The organism is Halioglobus sp. HI00S01, assembly GCF_001635445.1.
Lineage (GTDB): Bacteria > Pseudomonadota > Gammaproteobacteria > Pseudomonadales > Halieaceae > Halioglobus > Halioglobus japonicus.
In genome coordinates, this window is record NZ_LWEE01000231.1 from 1 (window position 1) to 215 (window position 215).

Sequence of the window (215 nt, forward strand, 5' to 3'; positions counted from 1 at the left end):
TTCAACAACGGCGCCGTCACTCAGCACATCGACTGGAACACCACAGACATCGACTTCGCCGGGCGAGGTGCCGACCGCGGTTTGCGAGGTATCGCCTTTGACCGCGACCATATATTTATCGCCGCTTCCGACGAGCTGTTCTGCTTCGATCCGCAGTTCAATCAGGTGGGCGCCTGGCGCAACCCCTATCTAAAACACTGTCACGAAATCTGTGT

1 pseudogene is annotated in these 215 nt (G+C 56.7%); it reads left to right on the forward strand.

The window, feature by feature from the left end:
- A pseudogene (locus A3709_RS24045) lies at positions 1–215 on the forward strand (hypothetical protein); the annotation flags it as partial.